Origin of the sequence: Labrenzia sp. PHM005, assembly GCF_006517275.1 — a bacterium.
Lineage (GTDB): Bacteria > Pseudomonadota > Alphaproteobacteria > Rhizobiales > Stappiaceae > Roseibium.
In genome coordinates, this window is the sequence record NZ_CP041191.1 from 5,956,204 (window position 1) to 5,982,751 (window position 26,548).

22 protein-coding genes are annotated in these 26,548 nt (G+C 55.3%); 9 read left to right on the plus strand and 13 right to left on the minus strand.

Features of this window, described 5'->3' with window-relative positions; all coding sequences use genetic code 11:
* Positions 1-28 precede the first annotated feature (28 nt).
* From FJ695_RS26985 to FJ695_RS26995, 3 genes are all read right to left on the minus strand, one after another.
* The gene (locus FJ695_RS26985) at positions 29-1,402 is read right to left on the minus strand and encodes a glutamate--cysteine ligase (RefSeq protein ID WP_141188335.1); all 1,374 of its coding nucleotides are present in this window, start codon (positions 1,400-1,402) and stop codon (positions 29-31) included.
* A gap of 157 nt (positions 1,403-1,559) precedes the next feature.
* Positions 1,560-3,317, minus strand: coding sequence for an adenylate/guanylate cyclase domain-containing protein (locus tag FJ695_RS26990; protein WP_209010833.1), 1,758 nt, complete (start codon positions 3,315-3,317; stop codon positions 1,560-1,562).
* 2 nt (positions 3,318-3,319) lie between these two features.
* Entirely contained in the window at positions 3,320-4,078 is a 759-nt protein-coding gene (locus FJ695_RS26995; RefSeq protein WP_141188953.1) for a 16S rRNA (uracil(1498)-N(3))-methyltransferase, read from the minus strand.
* A 232-nt stretch (positions 4,079-4,310) separates the two neighbouring features.
* Between FJ695_RS26995 and ilvA the strand changes: the two genes are divergently transcribed.
* The 4 genes from ilvA to FJ695_RS27015 all read left to right on the plus strand — a co-directional run bounded on the left by ilvA (position 4,311) and on the right by FJ695_RS27015 (position 8,664).
* Positions 4,311-5,567, plus strand: coding sequence for a threonine ammonia-lyase IlvA (ilvA, locus tag FJ695_RS27000; protein WP_256370171.1), 1,257 nt, complete (start codon positions 4,311-4,313; stop codon positions 5,565-5,567).
* 66 nt (positions 5,568-5,633) lie between these two features.
* Entirely contained in the window at positions 5,634-7,208 is a 1,575-nt protein-coding gene (gene xseA, locus FJ695_RS27005) for an exodeoxyribonuclease VII large subunit (RefSeq protein ID WP_141188337.1), read from the plus strand.
* Positions 7,209-7,456: 248 nt separating this feature from the next.
* Positions 7,457-7,987 (plus strand): DUF805 domain-containing protein, encoded by a 531-nt coding sequence (locus tag FJ695_RS27010; RefSeq protein ID WP_141188338.1) that lies wholly within the window; start codon positions 7,457-7,459, stop codon positions 7,985-7,987.
* 164 nt (positions 7,988-8,151) lie between these two features.
* Entirely contained in the window at positions 8,152-8,664 is a 513-nt protein-coding gene (locus tag FJ695_RS27015; RefSeq protein WP_141188339.1) for a DUF805 domain-containing protein, read from the plus strand.
* A 55-nt stretch (positions 8,665-8,719) separates the two neighbouring features.
* On the opposite strand, the gene FJ695_RS27020 is transcribed toward FJ695_RS27015, so the two are convergent.
* From FJ695_RS27020 to FJ695_RS27040, 5 genes are all read right to left on the minus strand, one after another.
* Complete coding sequence (locus FJ695_RS27020; protein WP_141188340.1) at positions 8,720-10,090, minus strand: TRAP transporter large permease; 1,371 nt, start codon at positions 10,088-10,090, stop codon at positions 8,720-8,722.
* Positions 10,087-10,731 carry a TRAP transporter small permease subunit gene (locus FJ695_RS27025; RefSeq protein WP_141188341.1) on the minus strand — a complete coding sequence of 215 codons (645 nt, stop codon included), beginning with the start codon at positions 10,729-10,731 and terminating at the stop codon, positions 10,087-10,089. Before FJ695_RS27025 ends, FJ695_RS27020 begins: the two co-directional genes overlap by 4 nt.
* Positions 10,732-10,805: 74 nt before the next feature.
* On the minus strand, positions 10,806-11,822 hold the full coding sequence (locus FJ695_RS27030) for a C4-dicarboxylate TRAP transporter substrate-binding protein (RefSeq protein WP_141188342.1): 1,017 nt from the start codon (positions 11,820-11,822) through the stop codon (positions 10,806-10,808).
* 229 nt (positions 11,823-12,051) lie between these two features.
* Positions 12,052-13,470: a sigma-54 dependent transcriptional regulator gene (locus tag FJ695_RS27035; RefSeq protein ID WP_141188343.1), complete on the minus strand. Its 1,419-nt coding sequence runs from the start codon at positions 13,468-13,470 to the stop codon at positions 12,052-12,054.
* Entirely contained in the window at positions 13,467-15,254 is a 1,788-nt protein-coding gene (locus tag FJ695_RS27040; RefSeq protein WP_168206502.1) for an ATP-binding protein, read from the minus strand. The genes FJ695_RS27035 and FJ695_RS27040 overlap by 4 nt, the downstream gene beginning before the upstream one ends.
* 145 nt (positions 15,255-15,399) lie before the next feature.
* On the opposite strand from FJ695_RS27040, the gene FJ695_RS27045 reads away from it, so the two are divergent.
* Together FJ695_RS27045 and FJ695_RS27050 are read left to right on the plus strand one after the other, a co-directional pair.
* Complete coding sequence (locus FJ695_RS27045) at positions 15,400-16,236, plus strand: universal stress protein (protein ID WP_209010834.1); 837 nt, start codon at positions 15,400-15,402, stop codon at positions 16,234-16,236.
* Positions 16,237-16,351: 115 nt separating this feature from the next.
* Complete coding sequence (locus FJ695_RS27050) at positions 16,352-19,084, plus strand: bifunctional acetate--CoA ligase family protein/GNAT family N-acetyltransferase (protein WP_141188344.1); 2,733 nt, start codon at positions 16,352-16,354, stop codon at positions 19,082-19,084.
* Positions 19,085-19,093: 9 nt separating this feature from the next.
* Here FJ695_RS27050 and FJ695_RS27055 read toward each other — a convergent pair whose 3' ends face one another.
* Positions 19,094-20,764 carry a thiamine pyrophosphate-binding protein gene (locus FJ695_RS27055; RefSeq protein WP_141188345.1) on the minus strand — a complete coding sequence of 557 codons (1,671 nt, stop codon included), beginning with the start codon at positions 20,762-20,764 and terminating at the stop codon, positions 19,094-19,096.
* A 340-nt stretch (positions 20,765-21,104) separates the two neighbouring features.
* On the opposite strand from FJ695_RS27055, the gene FJ695_RS27060 reads away from it, so the two are divergent.
* Complete coding sequence (locus tag FJ695_RS27060) at positions 21,105-21,536, plus strand: globin family protein (RefSeq protein ID WP_141188346.1); 432 nt, start codon at positions 21,105-21,107, stop codon at positions 21,534-21,536.
* A gap of 20 nt (positions 21,537-21,556) precedes the next feature.
* Here FJ695_RS27060 and FJ695_RS27065 read toward each other — a convergent pair whose 3' ends face one another.
* On the minus strand, positions 21,557-21,937 hold the full coding sequence (locus tag FJ695_RS27065) for a hypothetical protein (RefSeq protein ID WP_141188347.1): 381 nt from the start codon (positions 21,935-21,937) through the stop codon (positions 21,557-21,559).
* Between the two features lie 126 nt (positions 21,938-22,063).
* On the opposite strand from FJ695_RS27065, the gene FJ695_RS27070 reads away from it, so the two are divergent.
* Positions 22,064-23,605: a bifunctional aminoglycoside phosphotransferase/ATP-binding protein gene (locus FJ695_RS27070; RefSeq protein ID WP_141188348.1), complete on the plus strand. Its 1,542-nt coding sequence runs from the start codon at positions 22,064-22,066 to the stop codon at positions 23,603-23,605.
* A 16-nt stretch (positions 23,606-23,621) separates the two neighbouring features.
* On the opposite strand, the gene FJ695_RS27075 is transcribed toward FJ695_RS27070, so the two are convergent.
* From FJ695_RS27075 to FJ695_RS27085, 3 genes are all read right to left on the minus strand, one after another.
* On the minus strand, positions 23,622-23,942 hold the full coding sequence (locus FJ695_RS27075) for an AzlD family protein (protein WP_168206503.1): 321 nt from the start codon (positions 23,940-23,942) through the stop codon (positions 23,622-23,624).
* Positions 23,935-24,636 carry an AzlC family ABC transporter permease gene (locus FJ695_RS27080; RefSeq protein WP_141188349.1) on the minus strand — a complete coding sequence of 234 codons (702 nt, stop codon included), beginning with the start codon at positions 24,634-24,636 and terminating at the stop codon, positions 23,935-23,937. Before FJ695_RS27080 ends, FJ695_RS27075 begins: the two co-directional genes overlap by 8 nt.
* Before the next feature lie 127 nt (positions 24,637-24,763).
* On the minus strand, positions 24,764-25,591 hold the full coding sequence (locus tag FJ695_RS27085) for a sulfite exporter TauE/SafE family protein (RefSeq protein WP_141188350.1): 828 nt from the start codon (positions 25,589-25,591) through the stop codon (positions 24,764-24,766).
* 280 nt (positions 25,592-25,871) lie between these two features.
* Between FJ695_RS27085 and FJ695_RS27090 the strand changes: the two genes are divergently transcribed.
* Positions 25,872-26,429 (plus strand): DUF3291 domain-containing protein, encoded by a 558-nt coding sequence (locus tag FJ695_RS27090; protein WP_141188351.1) that lies wholly within the window; start codon positions 25,872-25,874, stop codon positions 26,427-26,429.
* The last annotated feature ends 119 nt before the right edge of the window (positions 26,430-26,548 follow it).

The following is a 26,548-nucleotide window of genomic DNA, read 5'->3' on the forward strand; positions in this document are numbered from 1 at the left end:
TGCAGTGAAGTGCACCCACTATTGCAGATCAGTAGGCGTAGTCCCGGAAGATCTGGGTAAGATCCCCATCCCAGGATCCATTGTAACGCTGAAGAAGTACATCTGCCGGACACATCCCAGCGGCCAGGGCTTCTTCAACAGGTGCCAGATGTACCCGTTCATCCAGATCGCCGTCGCTCATGCGCGCCCGGCGTTTCAGGCCTTCCTGTGACAGCGCCACAACCTGTTTGGCAACATCCAGAACTGTGCCGTCCCGGAACGGTGTCTGCAACGCGGACTTAGGCACATCCCGGCGTAGAGCTGCGCGCTCTTCCGCCGTCCAGTCTTTCACAAGATCATAGGCTTGATCCAGAACACCGATGTCATAAAGAAGGCCAACCCACAATGCCGGAAGCGCACAAATCCGCCGCCACGGTCCACCGTCAGCGCCCCGCATCTCGATGTATTTTTTGAGCCGGACATCCGGGAACAAGGTCGACAGGTGATTGTTCCAGTCCCCCATGCTTGGACGCGCGTCCGGGATCTTTCCTTCGAGCGCCCCATTCATGAACGCGCGGAATGTTGTCCCGGTCACATCATGATAGGTGTCGCCGCGTTTGACGAAATACATCGGTACATCGAGGGCCCACTCGACATAACCTTCAAAGCCGAAACCATCGTCAAAGGCAAAAGGCATGTCGCCGGTCCGGTCGGCATCGGTATCCGTCCAAATCTGCGCCCTGAATGATTTGAAGCCATTCGGCTTTCCATCGGTGAACGGAGAATTGGCAAAAATCGCCGTTGCGATTGGTTGCAGAGCCAGCCCGACCCGCATTTTTTTGATCATGTCCGTTTCACTCGCAAAATCCAGATTTACCTGGATTGTTGAGGTGCGGTACATCATGTCGAGGCCCAGAGAACCGACCTTCGGCATGTAGGCGGTCATGATGTCGTAACGCGATTTGGGCATGCGGGGCATGTCTGACCGCTCCCAGGTCGGTGCCATTCCGATCCCAAGAAAACCGATTTCCAAAGGGCCTGCCACGTCGCGCACGTGCGCCAGGTGCTGATTGGCCTCCCGGCAGGTCTGATGGAGATTGTCGAGCGGTGCGCCAGAAAGTTCAAACTGCCCGCCCGGCTCGATAGAAATCGCTCCACCGCAGTGATCATCGGCAAGCCCAATGATCTTTCCGGCATCTTCAATCCGCTCCCACCCTAAAAGGCGCTGCATGCCTTCCAGAACAGCTTCGACGCCGTTTGCTCCCTCATACGGGATCGGTGAAAGATCTTTCAGATTGAAACCGAATTTCTCGTGCTCGGTACCGATCCGGAATTCACTAGCCGGTTTACAGCCAGCTTCCAGCGTTGCCGCCAGATCTGCGACCGTTTCAATCGGGGTGGCATCGACCGTATCGCGGGCCATACAACCGTCCTCAGTAGTTTGCGGAGCAAATCATAAGGAGCCCAGCCCCCTTAAAAAAGCCGCGATGATCGGATGCCTCTTCGGGCGCTTGTGAGTGTCGGTGATTTAGGAGTCCTGAAACTAGATTGCAAGCGCAGAAGCGACATCAGCGCGCGTCTCACGCAATCCTGAACACGGACAGCGCTTCATCACGGCCACGAAGTTTGACCGGACCAAGGCTGGTGGCACTGATCCCTTCTGGAAGCTGAGCCATGGTTTCGCTGCTGGCAAGAGCAATAACTTTGGCTCCAGGGTCAACCTCTTTACCATACTCTTGCAAGCGTGCCGCCACATTCACTGCATCACCGATCACGGTGTAGTTCATCCGTGACTCCGACCCGATATCTCCAACGACAACCTTTCCGGTATGAATGCCGATTCTGAGCCGCATATTTAGAGCCGGATCGTTTTCGACCTGGTCTGCAAGTGCTTTGACAGCGGCAATTGCTTGTGCGGCATGATCTGGTTGATCGGAAGGTGCACCCCAAAATGCCATCACGCCGTCGCCTAAGAACTTGTCGATTGTTCCATCCCGCTCGGCGATCACATTGGTTACCGTTTCAAAATAGCCATTGAGATAAGCAGCCGTTTCTTCGGCGCTCAAGTGAGATGCCAAATTGGTAAAACCGGCCAGGTCGGTAAAGACGATTGTCATCTCCCGCAGCTCGATGTTGCGGCTTTCGGTCATGCCCTCATCAATCAGCCGTGACACCAGCTGGCGGGGCACATATTTGGCGAACGCATTGAGTGCTCCAATCGATCCGTTGAACGCCTGATTGACATCATTGAGTTCTGTCAGGCGTGACGACGGCAGTCTATGTGCGGCATTGAACTCCAACTTCCGGAGATCAGCCGCGGTAGTGGCCAAACGGCTAAGCGGCCGGCCAAGGCTCCGGCCGATAAAAAAAGACAAGGCCGCCCCGGCGATCAAGGCGGCAAGAGCTGCATATAAAACAAAACGGGTTTGATCGAGTGTTGCCCCAAATTGATGGGCTTCATACAAAGCTCCAACGATCCATCCGTTCGCAGGCCCGGTCTCCACATCAAAGAAGATCGCTGTATACATGCGACCGGAATCCCGAAACAGACGACCGCTGATTTCACCGCCCATGACATGGGCCAACTGTTCATCGTCCCACATGTTGTGCAAGTGCGTTTCAGTCAAAACTGAAAGGTTCGGAAGCGGAGCTTCAGGAGTTCCTGCGAAAGCCGCAGCTGGAAGGCCGTTCACCACAATCGCCTTGTCGCGGCCAGATAGCAAAAAGACCTGCTGCCTGTCGTCCCAAGTCATCTCTTGCCCGATTTTCGCAAAAACAGAGCGCGGATAGTGGGCGAACAATCGCTGGCCGTTGCCCAGATCGAGTTCCGCTGTTTTGACGGCAGACCTGTAATCATCGCGCCACTCAAACGCGGACCAGGCCACGTCCGGCACGTCTCCTTCCGGCGCATCGTCCATAACGGTACGCCCAAGCACAAACGCAGCGCCTTCGGGGAGCAGTTTCCTGTAGGCCGCAATATCTGCTTCGGTCAGCTTTTCCTGGCTGGCTTTTGCATGAACCGCAATTGTGCGCAGTAAGGTGTCTTGTTTTTGGAAAAACTTGTCCAGAACCGCTTGATTGGCATTCAAGATGGCAGCCGCTTGCTGATCAAGCAATTGGACCGCTATCCGCCGGTCCGAGGCTGCCATGAAGGCGATGATCAAGCCGCAGATCACCACCAGGGATACGGAAAAAACCAGCCCAAGCGCCACCCCGACTGGAATACGGAATTTTTTCCGGCCAGTTGTTTCAGATAGTTGTTTGGAGTCTTTGTTTTGAACCGGAGAAACTTTGCCAGATTGCTGAACACGCGGCGATGGAAAGTTCTCCTGGTTCATGACTATTTCCAGTCCCCGGCGGTTGCCTGCACAATCGCCAGTGCGGCAACAGCGGCAGTGTCTGCCCTTAGGATACGCGGCCCCAGAGGGATCGCAGTAACAAAATCCAGGCCCTTTAGAAGGGTGCGCTCATCTTCAGAAAAACCGCCTTCGGGACCAATCAGGATCGCCAACGGTGGTGGACCGCTTTCCTTGAGCTGAACTAGCGTCAGCAACGGATTGTCCGTTTCTTCTCCTTCATCGCAAAACAGCAGTTTGCGATTTGGATGCGCTTCCGGCCAAACGGTCAGGGCATCTTTGAGAGCCTGCGGCGGCAAGACCTTGGGCACCGACAGCACACCGCATTGCTCAGCCGCTTCGATCACATTGGCTTCCATGCGCTCGACATTCACACGGCTGGCTTGCGTGTGCTGGGTCATCACGGGCATTAAGCTGCCAGCCCCCATCTCAACAGCCTTTTGCACCATGTAATCGAGGCGGGCGTGTTTGAGCGGCGCAAACATATAGATCAGGTTGTTCGGCTCCGTTTGCTCCCGCGTCCGTTCCATCAATTGCAGCGCACATTCCCGCCGCCCACCACTGTGGATCTTGGCGAGCCATTCGCCATCGCTGCCATTGAACACCAGCACATAGTCGCCGTCTTTCAATCGCAGAACGTTCAAGAGGTAATTCGCCTGGCCCCGATCCGTTTCAATCCGGGCCCCATCGGCCAATATGTGACGTAGAAAAAGACGCTGCATGTTGAACTCGTATTTCGCCATTCGAAATAGGTAGGCGCTGGAATGTGCTCGATTCAAGGCGGAATTCACAAAACAGTGGCTCCTGCACAGCATTCGCCACTCTCGCTGGCAATGACCTCTATCCACATGTAGGCGGTCCACTCCCCCTCTTATTCAATCCGAATGGGTCTCAATTCTCCTTCATCAGCCTTGTTTTTCCTCTTCAATGGGACGAGAAGTGGCTGAGACGACAGAATTCAAAAGAGTAAATCCTGTGGGCCAGTTTGCAGACGACGTCTCCCGAATCCATGACCTCTTGTCCAAAGTGCTGAAGCCGACACCGCTTCAACACAGCCAATATCTTTCGGACCTTCATCAGGCCGAAATTTGGCTGAAACGTGAGGACTTAACACCGGTCCGCAGCTATAAAGTGCGGGGCGCTTACGCCTTCATTCATGAGGCGCTTGCAGCTGATCCTGATTGCCCTTTGTTCGTCTGTTCGTCGGCAGGCAACCACGCTCAGGGCTTTGCCTATGCGTGCCGGCATTTTGGCAAGCCGGGTGTCGTCTTCATGCCTCTGACCACACCCCAGCAGAAGATCTTAAAAACCAAATCGTTCGGCGCTCCGCTCGTAGACATCAAATTGATCGGCGATGGGTTCGACGACGCCAACAAGGCGGCCATGGAGTATTGCGCGGCCAACAACGGCATGATGGTGCCACCGTTCGATCATCCAACGATCATCTTGGGCCAGGCGACCGTGGGCAAGGAGATCCTCGAACAGACACCAGCTGGTCTCGAATGGGACAGGCTGATCCTCCCGGTGGGCGGCGGCGGTCTGTCGGCAGGCATCACAAAGTATTTTGCCGAGGAAGGCCTCAAGACAGAGTTCAGTCTGGTTGAGCCGGAAAATGCCCCCAGCCTCTACAAAAGCCTTGAAGCCAGAAACCGTCTGCGGCTCGACCGGGTCGACAACTTTGTCGATGGGGCTGCTGTTGCCCAGATCGGAGCGGAGAACTTCAAGCAACTTTCCAAATTCACGCCGGAAGATGTGATCCTCGCCCCCACCGATGGCGTCTGCTCCACCATGATCGACATGCTCAACATCGAGGGGATTGTTCTGGAACCCGCCGGAGCCCTGGCCATCGACGCCCTAAACCGGCTGCCTATGGACCAGGTGAAAGGCAAAAAAATCGTCTGTGTTGTCTCAGGAGGCAACTTCGATTTCGAACGGTTGCCAGAGGTCAAAGAGCGGGCTCTAAAATTCTCAGGTTTGAAAAAATACTATGTCATCCAGCTGCCGCAGCGGCCCGGTGCTCTGAAGGATTTTCTTTCATTGCTCGGCCCGGAAGACGATATCGCCCGTTTTGAATACTTGAAGAAATCAGCCCGCAATTTCGGTTCGGTGCTTCTTGGCATTGAAACAAAACGACCGGAGAATTTTCAAACGCTTCACGACAGTTTCGACCGCTCAGACATCCGCTGGGAGGACATCACTGACAATGAAGCAATCGCGAATTTTGTGATCTGAGCATTCAGTTTCTGCCTCTTGACCGCCTCAACAGGACCGGCCACTTTCGGACCATAAAAAGGAATCATGACTTTGGCCGATACCCAATCGAATGTTGCAGAGTTTTCCGTCTCGGAACTCTCGTTTTCCATCAAACGCACGATGGAAGATTCCTTTGGGTACGTGCGGGTCCGCGGGGAACTCGGCCGAATTTCCAGGCCTGGGTCCGGGCATATCTATCTGGACTTGAAAGATGATCGCGCGGTCCTGTCCGGAGTGATCTGGCGCGGTGTTGCCTCCAAGCTGAAAATCCAGCCCGAGCAAGGTTTGGAAGTGATTGCCACGGGCAAGATCACTACTTTTCCCGGTCAGTCAAAATACCAGATGGTCATCGATGCGCTGGAACCCGCAGGCGCCGGGGCTTTGATGGCGCTTTTGGAAGAGCGCAAGAAGAAACTCGCCGCCGAAGGCTTGTTTGCCGATGAGCGCAAGCGCTCCTTGCCGTCTCTACCGAAAGTCGTCGGCGTGGTGACCTCACCAACCGGGGCTGTGATCCGGGATATCCTGCATCGGATATCAGATCGCTTTCCGCTGCATGTCCTGGTCTGGCCGGTCCGGGTGCAGGGCGAAACCAGTGGTGCGGAGGTCGCCAACGGCATTCGCGGTTTTAATGCGCTTGAGCCTGGCGGCCCAATTCCCCGCCCAGATCTACTCATTGTCGCGCGCGGCGGTGGCAGTATTGAAGACCTTTGGGGGTTCAACGAAGAAGCCGTCGTAAGAGCTGCGGCAGACAGTGACATTCCGCTGATATCGGCTGTTGGTCACGAGACTGACTGGACTTTGATTGATCTCGCAGCAGACCTACGCGCCCCAACACCCACCGGGGCTGCCGAAATCGCAGTACCGGTCAAAGCCGAACTGATGGCGTTGGTCGATGACCGGGCACGCCGCTTGTCGACGGGCTTGCAGCGGTTTGTTAGCTCCCGGCGGACTGAACTTCGCGCGGCCAGTGCCGCCCTGCCCGCGCTGCGTGATTTGCTGGCTCTGCCGCGCCAGCGCTTTGACACGGCGGCCAACAGCCTGGAACGCGGTCTGATCGTCAACACCAGACATCATCGCTCAGCCTATCAAAACACCTCTGCCCGCCTGTCACCTATCGTGCTGACGCGCCTGAGCACAAAAGCACGCCAGGATCTGTCGGTCATTGCAGACCGCCAACAAAGGGCATTGCAAGTCGGCGTCGCCCAGAAACGTCAGGCCTTTGCAGCTCTTGAAGCCCGCCTTACTCCGGCCCGGCTTAATCAGCAAACAGAGCTCTCAAAAGAACGGATTACAGGCCTTGGTGAGCGGTTGGACAGGGCGTATCTGGCACGGATCAAAGACAGTTCCATACGGCTGGACAGTTTACAAAAACTCCTGAAGTCCCTGTCATATAAAGATGTCCTGGCCCGTGGGTATGCGGTGGTGCGTGATGCCGACGGCCAACCAGTCCGCTCGGCTGCATCTGTGACCTCCGGCGAAGCGCTATCGGTGGAATTGGCGGACGGCACAATCGATGCTGTTGCTATGAGCGGCGATGCCAGTCCCAAAAAAACCAAGCCTGCACCGAAAAAGAAATCTGGTGTCAAAGAAGCCCCAGCGAACCAAGGCAGCTTGTTTTAATGCTTTTCAAAAATGTTTGGTTCTTCTCGTGCCGGCGTTGGTGGTTGGGGCGAAGCCGGGAGATCGCTAGAGAATTTTCCGGTCAATTTGGATCATTCATTTCTGGAAGATCCAAGGAGCGCTCCCAGCCAAGCACCCCACATCCCTGTTAAGAAAGTTTTTACGCAATCTCTTACCAGAGGCTTAACGCATCAGTACTACGTTCATTGTAGATATTCTGTTGGGTGCCGAGCTGAGGTATAGAGTCTATGCGCGCTACGCCTGAATACTCCCGAAACAGCGGTATGGACTATAACTCCGCCGGAACCTTCTCTGTGCCGCCGGTTTCATCGACTACCTTTACCCAGCGGGCCTACAACGCCTCAACGGACCGGGACAGATCAGTGCACCGCACGGGCCCATGGTCAATGATCTGCTTTATCTGCGGCACGCTGTTCGGTTTCCGGGGCCGCGTGAGCCGCCTCGATTACTGGATAATCGGCACGGCCTACACATTCACATCCATCGTCGGATATTTTGCCTTTGCACAGGCTGTCGGCTCTCTCAACTGGAGTACCATAACCGCCGCCACGCAGGACCCAGGCTTCGTGCTCCGCTTCTTGACCTTCTGTTTTGTCATGATGATGCTGCGCTTTTCACTTGAAGCGCGCCGGTTTCAGGACCGCGGATTGTCCGGCTATTGGTACTTCGGATATCTCGTTCCGGGGTTGAACGTCTTTCTGTTGGTGGCCAACAGCATATTCCCTGGCACGCAAGGAGCCAATCGATACGATATCTGATTAACCGCCGCACATTCTTATAACCATTTGACGACCCGCGCTTTTTTCAATGCGCGCCAATGAAGACCATAAAGATTTCTTCCAATTCCACCTATTATTTTAACACTCTCTTTGCGAGCTCCACCCTATTATTCCCGCAAAAATTGTTGTGAGGCAAATTTAATATGAATAGTCGAAAGTCATTTGGCAGGCGCGGTCTTGATGAAACCAAAACCAAACGAAACCCAGTTTTCATTACGCAGAGTACGCCCGCTCTTGCCGGCCCCGCCCGCTTAGAAGATGACAACGACATATCCATCGGAACGGTGCTTTGGAACTGTCTTGCCTTCGTGTTTTCCTTTAAAGGACGCCTCGGCAGGGCAATGTATTGGTACTGTACTATTTTGCATGTAGCACTTCTGGCACTATTCGTGAGCGCGACGTTCCTTAGAACGGCCAGCCTTGAACTCACAATCCACTCTCTCTTGATGGAGTATTTTTGGGCTTCGCCCATAATTCTTGCGCTTAGCGTTTTTAGTTGGTCCGTGACCGTTCGCCGGATGCATGACCGCAACGTTTCAGGATATTGGGTATTTAGTTGGTTTATTCCATTCGCCGGTGTCCCAATTTGCCTGGTGCAAACATTCAAGAACATGTTTTTTGCGGGCACGCCGGGCCGTAACAAATTTGGAATCTAATAAAAAAGCCGCCGGAAATACCGGCGGCTCTTTGAGTTAGTGTGCTTGAGCGAGCCTATCCCATCAAGGACGGCAGAAGCGTGATGATCGACGGGAAGGCCAGCAGCCCACCAATCGTCAGCACATCCGCGATGAAGAACGGGATACACCCGCGGAAGACTTCTTGTACCGGAATGTCCGGCCGCACACCCGACACAACAAAGCAGTTCAGTCCTATCGGCGGTGTGATCAGACAGAGCTCCGCCATTTTGACCACCAGGATGCCGAACCAAATCGCGCAGGCTTCACCGGACATGCCAAAGGCACTGTCAGCAGCCGACACCCCTTCACCGCCGTTCAGCGCTATAACAGCCGGATAGACAACCGGGAGCGTCAGGATCAACATCCCGATCGCATCCATGAACATGCCAAGCACCGCATAAGCGAGCAGGATGCAGATCATCACGATCCATGGTGAGTATTCCAGCCCAACGATGAAGTCCCGAAATGCATCTGGGAGCCCCGCAAAACCCAAGAACCGGACGTAAACCAGAACCCCCCAGATAAGGGTGAAGATCATCACGGTCAGCTTGGCAGTTTCATGCAGCGCTTGCCCCAATTGCCGGGTTTTCATGCCCTTGGCAAAGGCGACCATCAAGACAACAAAAGCCCCGAGAGACCCCGCTTCAGTCGGCGTTGCCAGGCCGAAGAAGAACGAGCAGAAAATGATCGCGACAACAGCAATGATCGGCAGCGTACCCGGAACGCTTTCAAAGCGCTGTTTCCAGGTAAACCCTTTGATGGCTGGGGCATCCCCACGCCAGGCAGACACACCAACGATGATACCGACATAGATCAGCGCCGAGAACACCCCCGGCAGGAAACCGGCAATCAGCAATTTGCCGACGGACTGCTCCACCAGGATCGCGTAGATCACCAGGATGGCCGATGGCGGGATCAGTGAAGCCAACGTACCACCGGCAGCCACAACTGCTGAGGACAACCGTTTGGAATAGCCTTCGGCCAGCATTTCCGGAATTGCCACGCGGGCAAAGACGGCAGCGGTGGCAACGGATGCTCCGGACACAGCCGCAAAGCCAGCCGTTGAAAACACCGTACCAACCGCCATGCCGCCGGGCAGCCAGCCCAGCCAGCGCTTGGCCGCTTCAAACAGTTGCTTGGTGAAGCCGGCATAAAAAGCCAGAAAGCCGATCAGAATGAATGTCGGCAGAACCGAAAGCGCATATGTGACGGATTTCGAATGCGGGATCGTGCCAGCCATTTTCAGCGCAACGAAAAACCCGCGCTCAAAACCCATTTTCATCGAAAAGTGGATGATCAGTCCGACAAGTCCGACAAAGGCTGCAGCAAAGGCAACCCGAACCCCAAGGATGACGAGGACCAGCAAGACGCCGGTCATCAAGAGACCTACTTCAAACGGTGTCATTTGGCGTCTCCTGCAACAGCTTCGTCGCCGAAGGCTTCTTCAATTTCATGCTGGGCGACCTTTTCGACATCTTCGATCACCGGAACAGCGATCGGGGCCTGGTTCGGATCGCGGACCAACCGGGCATATCCGTAAATCTGCATCATAAGGCGCAGGAAAAGGAGGCTGAGCGCCACCGGAATGACGAGTTTCGATGGCCATGTCGGCAAACGAATGTCCATCGTGCTGTCGCCAATCGACCAGGACCGGTCGAAATGAAACAGGGAGCCCCAGATCAGCAGTGCCACGGTAAAGGCGATGATAATGACCCCGATCATCTCACACACGTACAGCGCCCGGCCACTGAGTTTTCCAAGCACGATTTCCATGCGGATATGACCGCCAACACGCTGGCAATAGGCAACGCCAGCGAAAGCGAAGATCGCCATGGCCTGTTCAGTGATGTCAATAAAGCCCGGGATTGGCGCGTTAAAGAACAACCGGCCTAGGACTTGGGCAACCGCTAGAAGCATCAAAGCCAGAATGGAAAAAGCTGCAATCAGGTTGAAGCCGTTTTCAACATGGCCGAGCCAGCCGTCAAAACGGATATAGGTAGCCGGGCGCTCCTGACCGGAGCCGCCGGAGGGGTGAGGTATGTTCATAAAATCAGCCCTATGGAAGGTCTCTCCGGCACAGGGCGCCGGAGAGACATTGTCGTTGTTAAGTGAGGCTGACGTTATTCAGCGATGGTCTTTTTGACCATGTCGAGCAGTTCCTGTGCCGGCAGACCATTAGCGGTTTGCTCTTCGATCCAAGCAGCCTGGATTGGGCCGGCTTTTTCCGCAAAGGCAGCCAGTTCTGCATCAGAATACTCGATCTGCTGGATGCCGCGGCTTTCCAGTTCCGGCCACCACTTGTCATAAACCTTGGCGTAGGTTGCCAGGTAGTGGTCCAGTGCCGGATCGACAGATGCGTCGAGGGCTGCCTTGAACTCGTCGGAGAGCGCTGCATAGGCGTCGGTGTTCACAACAACCGGGCAATGAACTGTTCCCGGATTGAGGTTTTTGGTCCACCAGTCAGCAACTTCGATCACCTTGAACGCCAAGTGGGCGTGCGGAGCAAAACCAGCGGCCTGAACCGTACCGGAATCGATCGCCTGATAGGTTTCAGAAGCGGTCACGGATGTCGGAACGGCACCGGCTGCTTCCATCAGCTTGCCGAGGCCACCGAGTGCCCGAACGCGCATGCCTTCAAAGTTTGAAACCGACGACGGCACATCACCTTTACCAGCAAAATTATACTGCGGCATTGGCGACGGCATCAGCAGCTTGGCGTTCCAGCGGCCCAGATCCTTTTGAACGGCCGGATGCTCGTAAAGCGCCTTGGACACCTTCACTTCGGTTTCCAGGTCGGCAACGCCCAGGAACGGCAGCTCCAGAACGGTCAGGGTCGGGTTTTTGTCGGCATGATAAGAGGCACAGAACTGAGCCATCTCAAACGCGCCAAAGGAGATCCCATCGAGGTTTTCACGCGACTTGGACAGTGCCCCGCCGTAGTGCAGTTTGATTTCAAACTTGCCGTCGGTCTTTGCGGCAACTTCTTCGGCCAGTTTTTCAACGTGCTCGGTGAACGCCCGGCGTTTGCCCCAAAGGGATACATTCCAAGTGACGTCGGCGGCGAAGGTTTCAGTTGCGAAAATAAGTCCAAGCGCAGCTGCGGAAACCGCAGTCGCGGATTTGAGTGACGTGAGCATGCAATCCTCCCAGATTTATGGCTCAATCTCTTGACCACTCGGCCAGCACAGGATGAGCGGACCAAGTCGAGATCTCATAAAGCATGACCCGTGCCAGCTTGGAATGACAACAGTAATTTGAGGGATTCGGGGGCTTTTTTTGGGTGCTTTTTCAACTTGCTGCAATGCACCTAGGCAAGATCTTGCCGAACCTCTTTTTGTGTCGGCGGTTTTCCGCCGATTAGGGGCTTTAAGAGTTCTCTGGCACGTCCGAGCCGCCTGTCTTCTCCCGGCTTAGGCCAAGACGCGCCATCTTTTCGTTGAGGGTCCGGCGCGGCACATTCAGCTCGCGCATGACATCTGCGATCTTGCTGTCATGCCGGCGCAATGCGCCCTCGATCAAGGACCGTTCGTAGGCATCCATCAGCTCTTTGAGGCCGCCGGCAGCAATTGGCGAAACCGCATCCCGCCGCCCGGTGACCAGAATTTCCAACGGCTGCGGATTAACCTGAGCATTCAGGACAAACCGTTCAGCTGCGTTGCGCAGTTCGCGGACATTTCCTGGCCACTCGTATGTCTGTAGAAAGGCTTCGTCCTGGGCGCTCGGCGCCGGAGCTTCCATGCCATATTGGACGGCGAACCGGTTCAAGAAGGTGTCGAACAGCAACATGCTGTCGCGTCCGCGTTCGCGCAATGGCGGAATGGTCAACTCAATTGCGTTCAGGCGGAACAATAAGTCCTCCCGCAATCGGCCTGACGCTACAGCTTCTCTGGGGTCCACATTGGCCGCACTGACCAAGCGGATATCGACGTTGATCGGTTTGTGCCCGCCAATCCGATCAACTTTTCTCTCCTGCAAAACCCTGAGCAACTTGGCTTGCAGCGCCATCGGCATCGAGACAATCTCGTCGAGAAACAAAACACCGCCATTTGCCGCTTCGATGCGGCCAATGCGCTGACGGTCTGCACCGGTAAAAGCACCGGCTTCATGGCCGAACAATTCTGCTTCCACCATGGTTTCGGGAAGCGCTGCCGCATTGATCGCCATAAATGGCCCGCTTTTCCGCGCGCTGAAATCATGCAGCGCCTGCGCAATCACTTCTTTGCCGGTTCCCGTTTCACCGGTGATCAAAACAGCTGCATCCGTTTGCGCAAAATGTAGAATCTGGTGCCGAAGAGCCTGCATTGCGGGACTGTTGCCGATGAGGCGGCTTTCCAAGCTCGAGCTGTCGGCAATCTGGGTTTTCAGGGCCCTGTTTTCCAGAACCAAGGCCCGCCTGTTACAGGCACGCCGGACAACTTCGGCTATCAAATCCGGATCGAAGGGTTTTTCGACAAAATCATAAGCGCCGGCGCGCATTGCTTCCACGGCCATCGGTACATCGCCGTGACCGGTAATCAGGATGACCGGAAGATCACTATCCAGCTCACTCACCCTGCGCAACAGGGTCATGCCATCTTCACCATCCAGCATAACATCGGACACAACGCAGCCTTTAAAATCCGGCCCGAGATTGGCCATGGCCTGGTCCGTTGTTTCCACCTCGATGGTTTCGAAGTCCGCCAAACGGATCCATTGCCGCAGGGCGGCCCGCATTGATGGGTCATCATCAACAATCAAAACAGGTGTATTCGTCGATGCTTGGCTTTGCGGCGGGATCGAAGTCATTCGGCGATCGCAGGCTCCAGATATTCGGACGGGTCATCCGCGGTATCGCCGGACTTTAACGCCGGCACTTTAAGCTCGAAAACAGCCCCCTTGGGCCTGTTTCCTGAGACAGACAGTTCCCCGCCCAGGTCTTCTGCAATTCGCATGGAAATGGCAAGCCCCAAACCCATCCCTTCCGAATTGGTTTTGGTTGAGAAAAACGGATCAAAGATACGCTCTCTCAAACCGATGGGAATCCCCGGACCATTGTCGAGCACCCTAATCAGAACGCTGGTGCCTGTTTCTTCGACCCGGAGCTGAACGACACCATCATCTTTATCTGCCGCTGCATCTGCCGCATTCCGCAAGAGATTTACGAGGATCTGCTCTATGCGCAATGGCGCAGTTTCCACGATCAACGGCGTAACTGGCATGTCAATTTTTAAGAGAACCCCGGTTTCTTCAAACCGTGGGCGCGCGATTTTCTCAGCCGCTTGGATGCTTTCACGAAGATCGACGTTTTCGATCCGGCTTTCGCCCGGGCGCGCAAATCGCTTTAGCTCTTGGGTGAGACTGGTCATGCGCGTCTGCAAAGAGTCTATTTCCTGCAAGTTTTCCGCCGCCGTCTGAGTGTCCCCTTTTTCTAAGAACTTCCGGGTTCCGGCAACGAACATGCGGAGCGCGGACAGGGGCTGGCTGAGTTCATGGACGACAGCTGCCGACATTTCCCCGACCGCAGCCAAACGGTTTGAACGGGCAAGTCCGCGCTGCGCTTCCAGCAAGGCATGTTCGACCCGGCGGCGTTCTTTGATTTCACCCACAAGCCGCTGGTTGAGATCTTTAAGGTCGGCCGATTCCTGACGCAGCAAAGCAGATGCCTTGCGAAGACGCCGGCCACGCAGACCGAGAACGATCACCGCATAAAACAAACACAACGTCAGCGTCACAGCCCAAATGGGCAAGGCACTGTTATGTGTTTCTTCAACCGGCACCAGAAAATGCAGTTTCCATCCGAGCAGACCGACATCCGTTGAATTGTGCCGGAATGTTTGGCGGTCGATGGTAAGTTGTTTTTGACCGGTCACGGGCTGGCCGCTCACCGGTTTCAACGTCTCCTTGGCATATTTTTGACTGCTTGCAATAGCCGCGCGAGTTTCTGGCGGCAGGTCCGCAAGTGTCCGATACCGCCAATCCGGCCGGCTGGAGAGAAAAATCACACCATCCGCATCTGTGGCAAAAACAAGTTCGCCGCCTTCCGCCCAGGCTGTTTCCAGATCCCTTGTATCGACCTTTACGACAGCAACACCAACAGGCTCACCTTCAACAGGTGTTGGCCGGGCAAGGAACAATCCTGGCCGCCCGGTGGTCAACCCGATCGCAAAAAACTGCCCTTCTTCGCCCCGCATGGCTGCTTTGAAATAGGGTCTGAAGCCATAATTCCGGCCGACAAGCGACAAGGGCTTTTGCCAATTGCTGGCGGCAACCGTCGTGCCTTCCGCATTCATGACATACAGCAGATCCGCACCGGAATTTGCCGCCATCTCTTCCAAAAAGCGATTAGCGCTTTCGGCCGGCTGGCCCAATCCAATAGACGCGGTGGCCCTCGGGTCGCGGGCAATCATATAAGGCAGATACCGGTATTTCTGGTATTCGCCGACGATCGTTTGCCGGTAGAGTGTTAAACGTTCGGCGGCCTTCCGGTCGACACCGTCCTCATCCAGCTCCTGAAAGACGTACGCCAGCGCTACGGCCGTTATGATCAGGAGAAGCGGCGGCAGAGCCAATATGAGCCAACGGGTCGACATGGCCTCTTATTGCCGATTTTTTTATCTGCCGCCACTGCAGGAGCGATAAGGCATCATCTTTTGATAAGGGTCAAAGACGTCAAATTCCAGAACCCTATAGATTTTTGACAGGGCTGGATTAGTCTGAAACCGGCCATAGGAGGGTATGATGCCGATCAAAGATATTCTGACGATTCTGGATTTGGCGGGCGAGCAGCCAGCCGCAAAATACGCTTTGGAATTCGGACGTGTACACGACGCCCATGTCACCGGACTGGCTGTCTCGTTTGAGCCTGTTGTCCCGGCATTCGCAGCCGCACCGATGCCGGTTGACTATCTTCAGGCGGCCCACGACCAAGCTGTTGCTGCGGCCAAGGACGCCCAAAGTCAATTCGACGAATTCGCCCGACTGGCCGGCGTAAACAACGAAAGCCGTTTGGCGGAGATTTTGACCGGAGGCCCGCTGGACAATGTTCTCGTGCATTGCCGGGCAACAGATCTCGTCGTGATCGGGCAAAGCAATCCAGATACGCCGGAGCCCATGCGTGAATTGCTAATCGAAACGGTTCTGTTTGAGAGCGGCGTGCCAGTTCTTCTGGTTCCCTATATCGGCAGCAAGGCTTTTGAACCCAACAATGTGCTTATCGGCTGGGATGGCAGCACAACGGCCACCCGCGCCATCCATTCGGCGCTGCCGGTTCTGGAAAAGGCCGACAAGGTTACAATCCTCGTCATTGAAAAGAGTGCCAATTCAGACAATGGCCAACCTGGCGCGGAAGTTGCCAATTACCTTGCCCGGCACAATATGAATGTCACGATTGAGGTGGTGAACAATCCGCAGACAGGCGTTGCAGACACCGTGCTGAACCACGTTTCAGACAACGGCAACGATCTGGTCGTCATGGGCGGCTACGGCCACAGCCGGATGCGCGAGTTCCTGTTTGGCGGGGCAACCCGCGAGATTTTAGAATCCATGACTGTTCCGGTTCTGATGGCCCACTAAGGCCTGATAAATTGCCGCACGCCCGCGCCCAACTTTTTTGAGCGCGGGTATTTTTTTGTCTTAAAAAGTCGCTAGTCTCCGATCAGCCTGCAATAGTCCGGGAAAGGATCCCGTTGTGACCATCCGCAATCTCGATGGTTTTTTTGCACCAAGCTCCATTGCCGTCCTCGGTCCTTGCCGCCATCCAGGCGTTTTGACGGACAAGTTGATTGCATGCCTTCACGCGATTGAAGAAAGCCACAAGGTGACACTGGTCGGGATAGATTATTCCGTCCCCTTCAGCGGGCAGAGCGTACGAACACTGTCCGATCTCAAACAGACACCAGATCTGGTAATTTACCTGGCAAAGGCAGAGGCTCTTCCTGAGATCATCGAAGATCTCGGCGCCCGCGGCACAAGGGCAGTGCTGATCCCCTCGCCCGGTTATGAATCCTGGCCGGAGCCGGTCATGCAGGCTTGCCGTGAAGCGGCCCGAAAAACCAATCTGCGCTTGATCGGCCCCGGCAGTCTGGGAGTTTCAGTCCCGGCCAAAGGGCTCAATGCGCTGCTGAGTGCAGAACAGCCTACAAAAGGTGACATCGCCTTCTTCTCCCGCTCTGGCGCTGTCTTGAACGCGACCCTTTCCTGGGCCAAGACCCACAACACAGGTTTTTCATCCGTAGTGTCCCTTGGCGCGCGGATCGATGTCGATGTCAGCGACCTGATTGACTATTTCGCGCAGGATTACCGCACGCGCGCCATCGTTCTGCATCTGGAAGGCATAGCCGTTCCGCGGAAATTCATGTCGGCGGCCCGGGCGGCGGCGCGCAGTAAACCTGTTATTGTCCTCAGATCCGGCCGGAGCCGGGACACCGGAGGCACCGGGCGCACCCATGCCGGACGGCTGGCTAAATCCGACCTTGTCTACGAAACCGCGTTCCGTCGCGCTGGTCTCTTACGGGTCTACGATCTCGACGAAATGTTCGAAGCGCTGGAAACCCTTTCTCATGTCCGGGTGCCGCAGTGCCGCAACCTTGCCGTTATCGCGAACGGTCACAGCCTCGCAAGCCTGGCCTATGACCGGCTGGCCGCGCTCGGCGCCAATTTTGCGTCCTTGAGCGAAGAGACCCAATCCGAACTGCAACACTTCATTGGCAAGTCGCGCGATCTCGATGACACATCTGCGGGGCAAGCCTCGATTATTCTTCCAGAAGATACCTCTGCCGAGGAATTGACCTCAACGATCACCTCGGTTCTTAAAGATAAAAACGTGGATGGTGCTGTCGTATTGCAAGCCGCCAGCGCCTTTCAACCTTTGCCGGCCTTGGCCTCTGCCATCGCGGATGCTGCCAACCAGGATCGTAAGCGGCCGGGACGCCGAAAAGCCCTGGTTGCCGGACTGATCGGCGGCGACAGTGCAACACGTAAAGTCCTGACGGACGCAAAGGTGCCCAATTACGCCAGTCCGGCGGAAGCGGCACGCAGCCTGATGCATCTGGCACATGATGCCCAGGCACGTGAATTCCTGATGGCAGCGCCACCCAGCCTGCCGGCCAGTTTCACACCCGACACCAAAACCGCACGCTCCATAGTCGAAACGGCTTTGGCCGAAGACCGGATCTGGCTGACACCAAAAGAGGTCTGCGACATTCTCCGAGCATATGATTTGCCGATCATGGCAACGGACATGGCAACAACGCCTCAGGCCGCCGGCAAACTGTCTGAACCCTTTTTTAAGACGGTCAAGCATTGTGTCGCTAAGCTGATCTCGCCTGATCTGCCATTTAAATCCAAAATCGACGGTGTCCGGCTTGGCTTGGAAAATCCGGCTGCGGTCGAACAGGCCGCCAAGGAGCTCATCGATAACACCCGCCGGGACTATCCCGATGCTCGGATATCCGGAATTTCGGTTCACCCCATGCTGGAAGACCGGCACGGCCTGGAACTTTATCTTGGCCTTGCGGAAACACCGGAATTCGGACCTGTTCTGGTGTTCGGCCAGGGCGGAACGGCGATCGAGGAGAGCGAAGATATCGCCCTTGAACTGCCGCCACTTGATCTGAATTTGGCAGAAGCGCAAATTAACCGAACCCGGATCGCACGCCTGCTTGATGGCGGGCACTCCCGGCCAGCCCTAGATAAGGCAGCACTTGCGGAAGCCTTGGTCAAACTCTCGCAGATCACCATCGATGTCCCCGAGATCCAGGAGCTGGACATCAATCCGATGGTGTCATTGCCCTCCGGCCTGGTCGCACTGGATGCGCGGATGACACTCTGCCATCCGCAAAAACGCCCCGGGCGAACCGGTGGCAGCCGTTTGGCAATTGCGCCCTATCCGAAGGAATGGGAGCAAACCCTAACAGTGAAGGGCGGGCGGCAAGTCTTTGTCCGGCCGGTGCGCCCGGAAGACGAAGACATGTTCAAGGCCTTCTTTGAACAGATCTCTCCGGAAGACTTGCGCCTTCGGTTTTTTGCACCTGTCAGGGAATTCAGCCACCGGTTTCTCGCCCGATTGACACAGCTCGATTATGCAAGAGCTATGGCTTTTACCGCGCTCGACCCGGAAGATGGATCTTTGCTTGGCGTTGTCCGCCTGCATGCTGACCCCGACCACCACACAGGCGAATATGCCGTCATGGTGCGCTCGGATCTGAAAGGCTATGGCCTTGGCTGGGCGCTGATGAAACTGATCATCCGTTATGCGAAAGCGGACGGGATCGAGACCATCAAGGGTGAAGTTCTGAAAGAAAACACCTCAATGATCTCGATGTGTCAGGCGCTCGGATTTAAGATCACAACATCCCCCGACGATGCGGGAATTTCAGATGTGATCTTGCCCGTTACGGATTTGCCTGAGGACAGCGCCTGATCTGTTGGCTCAACCCTTTTCGGCCGCTGCTCGGATCTGGCTGAGGCTGGCGCCAGGGGTGATGGCTTCCGGATCCAGCTTCAAATGCAAGATAGCCGGTTTGCCAGAAGCACGCGCCCGCTCATAAGCCGGACCGAACTCTTCGGTCGTCTCAACCGTTTCACCAAAGGCGCCATAACATTTCGCCAATTCGGCAAAATCCGGATTGACCAACTTGGTCGCCGATGGACGGCCCGGGTAGGTACGTTCTTGGTGCATACGGATGGTGCCATACATGCCGTTGTCGATGACCAGCACGATAATGTTGGCGGCTTCCTGACAGGCTGTACCGAACTCTTGCATGGTCATTTGCAGGCAGCCGTCCCCGGCAAAACACACGACCTCGCGGTCTGGGAAAGTAAGCTTTCCAGCGACCGCGGCTGGAAGACCGTAGCCCATCGACCCAGAGGTTGGGGCGGCTTGTGTGGCAAACCGGCGGAACCGGTGAAACCGGTGCAGCCATGTGGCGTAGTTGCCTGCGCCATTGGTGCAGACCACATCTTCCGGCAGGTTGTTCTCCAGCCACTCCATGACGCCGGACATCTGTAAACTGCCTGGGATTTCCGGTCGCGCTCCAGACCAACCCAGATAATCTTGATGGGCCTTTTCCGCTTCACCGGCGCCCTTTAGTTCTGCTGGTGGTTGCAGGCCTTCAACCGCCTTACAGAAAGCTGTCGGGCTGGCGTTGATCGACAAATCCGCCCGGTACACTCGGCCGAGCTCTTCAGCATCGGCATGAACATGCACCAGCTGCTGGCTCGGGGCCGGGATATCCAGCAAGGAATAAGACTGGCTCGGCATTTCCGACAGGCGGCCACCAACCAGCAGAATCAAGTCGGATGCTTTGACGCGGGCGAGCAGTTTCGGATTGATACCGATGCCAACATCGCCGGCATAGTTCGGATGCAGATTGTCGAACAGCATTTGACGGCGGAAGGAACAGGCAACCGGCAGATCAAACCGTTCCGCAAAGCGGGTGAAGGCGGCAACAGCTTCTTCGGACCATCGGCTGCCGCCGAGAATGGCGATCGGCCGTTCCGCCGCCCAAAGCCGCTTTTGCAAATCTGCCATTTGCGGCAGGCCTGGATAGGTCTCAACTTGCTGCCAGGCTGGCGGTTGAGCAACATCGGCGAGTTCCACAAGTGTGTCTTCCGGCAGAGCCAGAACCACAGGCCCTGGGCGTCCAGAAGTCGCGACATGATAGGCGCGGGAGATGAACTCCGGAACCCGGTCTGCGTGATCGATCTCCGCCACCCATTTGGCAATGCCGCCGAACATCTGGCGATAGTCGACTTCCTGGAAGGCTTCGCGCTCGCGCATACCCCGCTCTATCTGACCAATAAACAGGATCATCGGCGTGGAATCCTGGGCAGCCACATGGACCCCTGCGGACGCATTGGTTGCTCCGGGTCCCCGGGTCACCATGCAGATCCCCGGTTTGCCGGTCAGCTTGCCATGGGCGTCGGCCATCATCGCCGCGCCGCCTTCCTGGCGGCAGACGGTCACCGGGATGGATGCATCATGCAGAGCATCGAGGACTGCCAGATAGCTTTCACCTGGAACACAATAAACGCGCTCCGCTCCATGGCGCTCAAGCGCATCTACCAACAACTGGCCACCGGATTTCGCTCCGCTATTCATTCCCATCCCTCATGACATTAGGTTTGATCTATGGCAGGTGTTATAAACATAGTCCAATATTTGAGGCTCTGGCAGAGTGGCCCGTCACATTAATTTGCAATAACATCATTCCTTTTTGGATTGAATAGGCGATCAAGCACCTAACAACACAACGCTACCGACCTTGACAAAACGCAGCAAGATTACGCCACGATCAAAGATAGGAATTTCGCGATTCAATCACAGTAAATTCAATTTACACTATTGAAATTTTTAAGTGCGTTACTTTGATATCGGCTGTTATGTGTGATTACTGAAAGTTATCACAATGTCGAAATTAAGTATTCTTAAGGAGATCATTGTGAATAAACACGAGATCAAGTTGGTTCAAGACAGCTTCGCGAAGGCAGCCCCCTTAGGAGAGAAGGTTGCAGAGATTTTTTATCAAGAATTATTTGAAATAGACCCTGCGCTGAAATCTATGTTCAAGAACGATATGAAAGACCAGGGCAAGAAGCTACTGTCCGCCTTGACCATGATTGTCCGAAATCTGGAAAACACTGATGTGATCGTGCCTGCCGCCGAAAAGCTTGCAGTCAAACATCTCGATTACGGTGTGACTGCCCGGCACTACACGTTTGTTGGTAATGCACTTCTTCGAACCCTGAAAAAGGGGCTTGGAAACGAATTTACGCCCGAAGTGAGAGAAGCCTGGATTACAGCTTATCAATTGCTCGCGGACGTGATGCGCGCTGCTGCCTATCCGCAACAGCGCTCAGCAGCCCGTGGCTAGGGCCAGGACCCAAGTGTTTTTTAAACAGACTGAACGGTCACCACCTGGAAGGTGTGTAGGTCACCGTCTTCATCTTTGATCGAGACATATTCACCCGGTGTGAACGCGTGCGCTCCAAACCGGTAGCCCGCTTCATCGTCATCATCACCGTCAATGTCATAGTGGAACGCCCATGAACCGCCTGGACGGTGAATCAAATGACCAATCTCCTCGACCTCGTCGCCCCAGAATCGGCGCACGCGGCAATGATCGCGTTCTTTTTTCCAAAGACCGGCGTCAATATGGCCGGTCTCATCCAGTGGTGCTGTAAATTCATACCCATGACGCGCCGAGCCTTGCGGAAACTCTTTGGTCCGGGCCAGGTTCAGCCTGATCTTTTTCAAAGCTGGAAAGTCGTTCATGGAGCCCTCCTAGTGCTGACAAGTACTCTTATATGTGCCACATCGCTGTGACCTTACATTGAGAAGAATCAAACCTGTTAGCGCACCTGTGGGGCAAACTGCCCGTTAACAGACGAAGGACGGATCATGGATCGCACAGACACACAGAACGAGGCACTCTCCTATTTCGAAGGCCTCCCGTCCGACGACCCGTCCCGACCGGATGTGGTCCGCATCGACACCCACGCGAACGTAGTGTTTCTGGTTGGGTCAAAAGCTTACAAGATCAAACGCGCCGTCCAATTCCCCTTTCTCGATTATTCTACATTGGCGCTGCGTGAAGACGCCTGTAAAGCTGAAATCACCTTCAACCAGGCAAATGCACCCGAGATCTACCTCCGGGCGCTGCCAGTTACCCGTCAAGAAGATGGCTCCCTTGCCCTGGACGGAGGTGGCACTCCAATAGAATGGGCGGTTGAGATGAATCGCTTCGACCGCAGCAATGAACTGGACTCTGTCGCTGCCAACAGCGTTTTTTCTTATCGATTGTCCGAACAGCTCGCACAAATGATGGTGTCCGCGCACGCGCATGCTCCGCTGAGAAAGGGGCCGGATTTTTATTCCGAACTCGCTACCTATGTGGATCAAAATGATGCGGCCTTTCACGAGCATCCAGAGTTGTTTGCTTCCGATGAGGTCCATCATTTAACACGCGCTTCAAGAGCAGCCCTTGCGTCCATTCACGATCTGATCCTCAAGCGCGGTGAATTGGGCTTGATCCGGCGGTGCCATGGCGATGCGCACCTGCGCAACATCGTCCTGATAGATGGCAAACTGGTACTTTTCGATGCCGTGGAGTTTTCTGACGCCATTGCCACCAATGACATTCTATATGATCTCGCCTTTTTGCTGATGGACCTTTGGGAACGAGGTCAGCCGAAGGCCGCCAACAGGGTCTTCAATCGTTATCTGGACCTCAGCCCACTAACGGAAAATCCGGAAGGCCTCGCGGCCTTGCCGTTTTACTTGATGATGCGCGCGGCAATCCGCTCCAAAATCGCAGCTGCTTCAGCGCTCAACCAATCTGACCCGGCCTTGAAAGCGGCCCAACAAGCGCAGGCGAAAACCTATTTCAAGTATGCCTTGGGCTTTTTAGAGCCGTCACAGCCGGAGCTTTTGGCAATCGGCGGGCTTTCCGGCACCGGCAAGACGACACTGGCCTATGGACTGGCCCCGGAGATTGGCCGGGCACCGGGCGCGCGGGTGTTACGAACTGATGTCAAACGCAAAAAACTGCTTGGCCTATCAGAAACTGAAAAAGCCCCAAAAAGCGCCTATACCAAAGAAGCTTCCGACAAAATTTATCATGCTGTAGATGCCGAAATGCAGGCTGTGTTAGCTGCAGGTCATTCGGCGATTTATGATGCTGTTTTTGCGGCAGAAGCTGAGCGCACGGCCATTGAGACAGTGAGCGCACGGGTTGAGGCCGGGTTTCACGGTCTTTGGCTTAGCGCCGATGCTGACACACTGAAGCAGCGGATCAAAGCACGTGACGGCGATGCTTCTGACGCAACAGCCGAGATTGTTGATCAGCAACTCACCTACGATCTCGGCCGGATGACCTGGCCGCAGGTGGATGCCGGTGCCGACGCCGACACTGTTCTGCGTCAAGCAAAGGCAGCTTTATAATCTTTTGCCCAGAGCTCTAGAGGCCAGCTGCCCGCATCGCTGCGGCAGCTGCGGCAGCGCAGAAAACGGCCACATATTCCTTGCGCAATTTGATTTGCGCGGCCGCGGCAACGATCAGACATAATCCAACGGCCAGGCCGCCCTTCAAGATGATCGGCAAGATGGTCGAGACGATGATCGCCCCCGGGAGTGCTTCCAGCCCCCGTCGCACGCGGGGTGTCAACGGCATACGCCCCATGACCCAATAGCCGCCGGCACGTAAGGCATAGGTTGCCGCTGTCATCCCCAAAACGGCAAGTACAAACATCATGTCTGCGGAAAAAGCACCATCAGTCATCGAGATACGCCCCCGCAAATGCACCGGCTATCGCGCCGGTAAAGATGCTCCAGTAACCGCCCACCAAGGCCCAGGTGGCTGTTGCTACGACGCCGGCAACCAGCCAGCTCACAGTCTGACGTTTGCCCTTCCACAATGGAACCAGCAGGGCCGCAAAGAAGGCCGGTAGAATAACATCGAGACCAAAAGCCTTCGGATCAGAGATAAGGCTGCCAGCAAAGTATCCTGGGATCACAGACAAGGACCAGACGGTCCAAGTGATCAAACCGCTGCCCAGGTAAATCCCCCAATCCCGCGTGCCTTTGTCATATTCGGACAGGGATATCAGCCAATTGAGATCTGTCAGGAAGTAAAGAGCCGGATAGGTCTTATAGCCCGGCACCTGACCTAACCAAGGCCGCAGGCTGGCTCCGATCAGCAGCATGCGCATATTGACCGCTGCCGTCACACCAACCATTGCCACAAGCGTTCCCCATGTCAGGGGATCGCTGTAGACTTCCATGGCCACAAACTGGCTCGCCCCGGCAAACACCAGGGAATTCATCAATATGGTCTCCAGAAAGGTCAGGCCTTTTTGCGCTGCGACCGTGCCGAAGACCGCGCCCAGCGCGATAATTCCCGGAAACACGGGAACACACAAAAGAGCCCCCTGAACACAGCCTTTGAAGCTGAGGGTGACATTACGTTCCAACATATTTGTCCTGTAGCCGGCTTAGCCGGTCATCGATGGAATTCCAACCATCATTGTTCCTGATCCGCGCCAATAGGACCAATGAAACCTTTTCATCCGGTCTATCAATAATCGTGGTGGAACACGGCTCTTACATCATCACGTCATAGATCATGCGAAGGCCTGTAAACCCGAGGAACAGCGCAAATATCAGCTTCAGTTTTGACGGGTCAATCGCATGGGCGATCTTCGCTCCCAAGGGCGCTGCATAGGTAGACGCAGGAATGATCAAAAAGAAGCCGATCAGATTGACATAACCGAGTGAGAAGGGCGGCCGGCCTTCCGCGTTCCAACCGAAAAAGACCGACAACAGTGTTCCGGGTACCGCAATAATCAGTCCGATCGCGGCAGCCGTACCAACCGCCTTGCGGATCGGATAGTTGAACAAAGTCAATGTGGGTACGCCCAGTGTTCCACCGCCGATGCCCATCATCACTGAGATACCTCCGATCAGAAATCCGAGTACTTCCTTAAGGGGGGAACCTGGAAGAGTGTCAGCCAGCGCCGAGCCGTTTTTCCGGAACATCATGTTGGCAGAGACCGCAAGCGCGACCACGCCAAAGACCAATGTCAACGCGCCGCCGGAGATATTGCCGGCCAAGGTCGCACCAGCGACAACACCGATCGCAATCGCCCACCACCAGCGTTTTAGAAGATCCATATCCACGCTGCCGCGCTGATGATGCGCCCTCGCCGAGGACGTACCAGTTGCCAAAATAGTTGCAAGAGACGTTCCGACCGCAACATGCATCAGAACAGAAGGATCGATCTTCAAGGCAGTGAACATATAGTAGAGAACCGGCACGATCACGATGCCGCCGCCGACCCCCAAAAGACCGGCGATGATCCCTGCCACCAGGCCGGTTGCCAAAAGAGCCGCAGCCAATAGACCAAGCGAAACGAGACTGAGATCTTCCACCAGACGTCCTCATCATTTTATCAGGCGCATTTATCACAAGCTGCCCGTTCCTTAACGAAAAGACAGGAGCGCCAACTGCATACCGGCGTACACAATAGTGACGCCAGGCAAAAACGCCAGCCCACAACATTCATTCCCCGTTTGCACAAATGCAGCTGGTCTCCAGAGCAAGCCTCGATGCAGTTCCGCCACACCTCACTCAAAAACCGGACTACAACACACTTTATACTTGCATGTCAGGCAATCAATCCATGTGATGCGCGCCATCACAGGAGAGCCTATGCCAGCACATCGTCTTGCCGTTTATACATTCAACCAGTTTGTTGCCCCCTTCCAATCGGATGCAATCAAGGGGTTCCGGGATGCCGAACCTGGCGCTTTCGCCGCCATCGAAAATGCAAACGGTTTTTTCGCCCGGTCTGGTTATGACGGTGAAGAAGGACCGGAGAGTTGGGGCCTTCAGGTCTTCCCAAAGTGCTGGCAAAACTTGAATGGTGACGGCTGGGCGCCGTCCACCCTGTCCCTTTGGGACTCCATGGAAGCCTTGATGGCCGCGACCTATCACGGCGACCACGGTGATGCTTACCGGCAAGGCCACAAGTGGCACATAAAGGCTAATCACATTCCTGAATATGTGCTGTGGTGGGTCTCGGACGGCCACCGCCCGGACTGGTCCGAAGCGGTCGCCCGGTTCGAAAACCTCATTGCGGCCGGTCCAAATGCGCAGGCTTTTTCCTTCAAACAAGCCTTTGCACCCAATGGTCAGCGGATCAAACCGGACACCGCACGGATAAAGGCGCTCGCTGCGCTCAACCGAACTTTAAGCACCTCTGCTTGATCGGATCTGACGACTCTGATTGTTCAAGAATAGACGACTAATCGTCAAATGATGGCGCAATTGTAAATCACGACCGACACGACAATCTTAAGACCAACAATGCGGACCGTTCCGCCAAG